The 2,978-nt window shown below is 65.4% G+C and carries 4 protein-coding genes; 2 read left to right on the plus strand and 2 right to left on the minus strand.

What is annotated here, in order from left to right:
* Together VKI00_RS04715 and VKI00_RS04720 are read left to right on the plus strand one after the other, a co-directional pair.
* Positions 1 to 107, plus strand: a 107-nt coding sequence (locus tag VKI00_RS04715) for a hypothetical protein (RefSeq protein ID WP_324435835.1), incomplete at its 5' end; no start/stop codon positions are given.
* A gap of 124 nt (positions 108 to 231) precedes the next feature.
* The gene (locus tag VKI00_RS04720) at positions 232 to 684 is read left to right on the plus strand and encodes a VOC family protein (RefSeq protein ID WP_324435831.1); all 453 of its coding nucleotides are present in this window, start codon (positions 232 to 234) and stop codon (positions 682 to 684) included.
* Between the two features lie 78 nt (positions 685 to 762).
* On the opposite strand, the gene VKI00_RS04725 is transcribed toward VKI00_RS04720, so the two are convergent.
* Both VKI00_RS04725 and VKI00_RS04730 read right to left on the minus strand, forming a co-directional pair.
* Positions 763 to 2,526, minus strand: coding sequence for an IS1634 family transposase (locus VKI00_RS04725; RefSeq protein ID WP_324435833.1), 1,764 nt, complete (start codon positions 2,524 to 2,526; stop codon positions 763 to 765).
* A 290-nt stretch (positions 2,527 to 2,816) separates the two neighbouring features.
* Positions 2,817 to 2,978: hypothetical protein (locus VKI00_RS04730; RefSeq protein WP_324435837.1), on the minus strand; the 162-nt coding region annotated here is incomplete at its 5' end.

Below are 2,978 nucleotides of genomic sequence, written 5' to 3' on the forward strand. Positions count from 1 at the left end.
AGAAGCGACTCGGCAAGCTGGTGCGCCCGGCGGCCATCTACGTGGGACCGAGTCCGCGCAGCCCTGAGTCGGTCGAAGGCTGGGACCGGGTTCTCACCAGCGCCTGAGATCCATCTGTCGGTGGGCCACGGTTGAATGGACCCGCGCGATGATTTTTCGTCGTGCGCGCGGTCAATACCCGTGAGCCCGGGTCAAGCCTGCCCCGGGATGCCGACCAACAAGGAGACCCTTATGGGGATCAACATCGAACCCGCACTGTCCCCTCACCTCGTCGTCGACAACGCCGCGGCGGCGATCGACTTCTACGTAAAGGCCTTTGACGCCGTCGAACTGGGGCGCGTTCCCGGTCCCGACGGCAAGCTGGTGCACGCCGCGCTGCGCATCAACGGCGCCACGGTGATGCTCGCCGACGATTTCCCCGAGATGTGCGGTGGCAAGTCGATGACGCCCGAGTCGCTCGGCGGAACTCCGGTCACCATCCATCTGACCGTCGACGACGTTGATGCCAAGTTCCAGCGGGCGCTCGACGCGGGCGCCACCGTGGTGGCCGAGCTGACAGACCAGTTCTGGGGAGACCGCTACGGCGTGGTCGCCGACCCGTTCGGCCACCACTGGTCGATGGGACAGCCGGTGCGCGAGGTCAGCGTGGAAGAGATCCAGGCGGCGATGTCAGGCGCTGGCTAGGCCGAAGTTACGGCGCTGGCCTCGGGCGAACCCCCAGTTGTGCTGGGGGTTCGTAGTTTTCGGGGTGGTGTGTTTTGGCTACTGGAGGGTCAGGGGGATGGTCGCGTCGAGGAGTTGGAATGCTTGGCGTTGGGTGTCGGTGGCCTCGGCGAGGATGGGCACGGTGGTGTCGGTGCTGGCGAAGCGGACCTGGTTGCGGGTAAGGGTGGCCAGGTGTGCGAGCAGTCCTTGGTAGCTGTGGGTGGGCAGGTGGGTGCTGGTGGTGGTTTTTCGGGCTGCCTTGGTGGCGGCGTCGGCGGATCGTTGGGCGGGTGCGACGGGGTTGTCGCGTTCGGGCGGGTTTTCATCGGTGAAAGTCAGCGGGGCTAACGCTTGACGCAGGTGCCAGGTGAGGTAGGCGGCGAGCATGCAGATCAGGACGTGGGCGCGGACGCGGTCGTCGAGGCGGTGGTGGATCGGGCGCAGGTCGAGGTCGTCGGTTTTGATGCTGCGGAAGTCGCGTTCCACCTTGGACAGGTTCTTGTAGGCGTTGATCACGGCGGGGGTATCCAGGTCGGTGGCGGGCACGCTGGTGCGCAGCACGTAGATGCCGTCGAGGGCGGCCTCGGCGGTGATCCGGTTGTGGTTGCGGGTGAGGGTGACGGTGGTGTCGGTGATGGTCAGGTGCAGGTGTTTGGCCATCTTGTATTTGTCGATCATTTTGCCGATTTTGAGGCCGATCTTGTCGGCGCCGGCGAGGCGGCCCGCGGCGACGGCGGCCAGGATCGGTGCCAGGAGTTGTTCGGTGGCGGTGAGCAATTCGCCGCGTTTGCGGGCGCGTTCGGCCGCCAGTAGTGGGTTTCGGCAGCAGATCAGCCGCTCGCCGGGGTAGTCGGGGTGGGTGATCTCGGCGAAGTCCTGGTCATCGAACAGGCTCATCTGCAGGGGCCCGTTGTCGGCGGCCAAGGCGGCGATGGAAGGGGCGCGCAGCGCGGTCAGCCAGCCGAGCCCGCCGAGGTCTTTAAGAGCGGTGATGCGGGCGGAGGTGATCATGCCGCGGTCCCCGACCATCACCATGTTCGTTAGCCCGAAGGTGTCTTTGACGGTGGTGACTGCGGCGGTGAAGGCGGTCGGGTCGGCGGTGTTGCCGGCGAACACCCGGATCGCGACCGGGCGTCCGGCCGGGTCGGTGAGCAGCCCGTACTCGATCTGCTGGCAGCCCTTCTTGCCGTCGCGGGAGTAGCCGCGGGCGGCCAGCTCGCAACACCGCCCGGTCACCCACGAGCTAGACAGGTCGAACATCGCGATCCGCGATGGGTTCACTGCGGGGTCCAGATGCCGTGCCGCCAACTGTTTTTCGATGGCGTCTTGGCGGTCGTGCAGCCAGTCCATCGCCGCGTACACCTCGTCGGTGGCCGCGGCGTTGACCGCCAGATCGGCCCCGAGGGTGGTGTTGGCCCACCCGGTCAGCGTGGACAGCTTCGAACCCGGCGTCAGCACCCGCGACACGATCAGCGCATACGCCAGGTCGCGGGCCCGGCACGCCGGCCCCAGCAGGGCGGGCAGGCCCAACGTATGCGCCATGGTGTGCACTGCCGCGACGTGCCCGTGCGGCAAGGATGATTCGATCCGCACCGCGTCGGCGACCGGCACCATCGTCGCACCCGCCAGTACCGCCTCGATCGCGCTGATCGCCGTGTCGGGCAGTGCGGACAGGTTCGCCAGTTGCTCGTGTTTGACCTTGCCGCCGTCGCGGAAGCTGCGCCGTAGATACACCGACTGGTAGTCGCGACGCTGCCCAGCCTTGTCCACATGACTGCTCTTGATTCTGGCCACATGCATGGCACCAGGTCGTCCTACCATACGTTACATACTAGATGCATTCGCTCGCATACCCTACACGACACACTGATTATTTTGGCTACATTCTAAGGTCAGTCAATGACATAACCGCAGACCAGACAGACAATCAGCGCTCAGCCAAGCCGTAACTTCGGCCTAGGGTCGGCCTCGCAAACCCCATACGTCACAGGAAACTTGGCATATGCCGATGTGTCCACCTCGCAGCGCCAACCGGCGATTGTCGTCGCTGCGAGGTGGACAAAAAGCCACTCTCGACCCTCGGGTGACTCAAGTGTCGAATGGGGCGCCCGCTAAAACGCCCGACGCAGCAGACGCGTCAGCGTTGACGGCTTTGACGGATTGGCGCCCGGTGGCCGGCGAGATGCATAGGGCCACGGCTGATTTCGCTCGGGTATAGAACTAGCCCGGACCTGTTTCAGCTGCATCCGCAAGTGCGCACGCAGGTCGTGCAG

The organism is Mycobacterium sp. (assembly GCF_035314665.1).
Taxonomy (GTDB): domain Bacteria; phylum Actinomycetota; class Actinomycetes; order Mycobacteriales; family Mycobacteriaceae; genus Mycobacterium.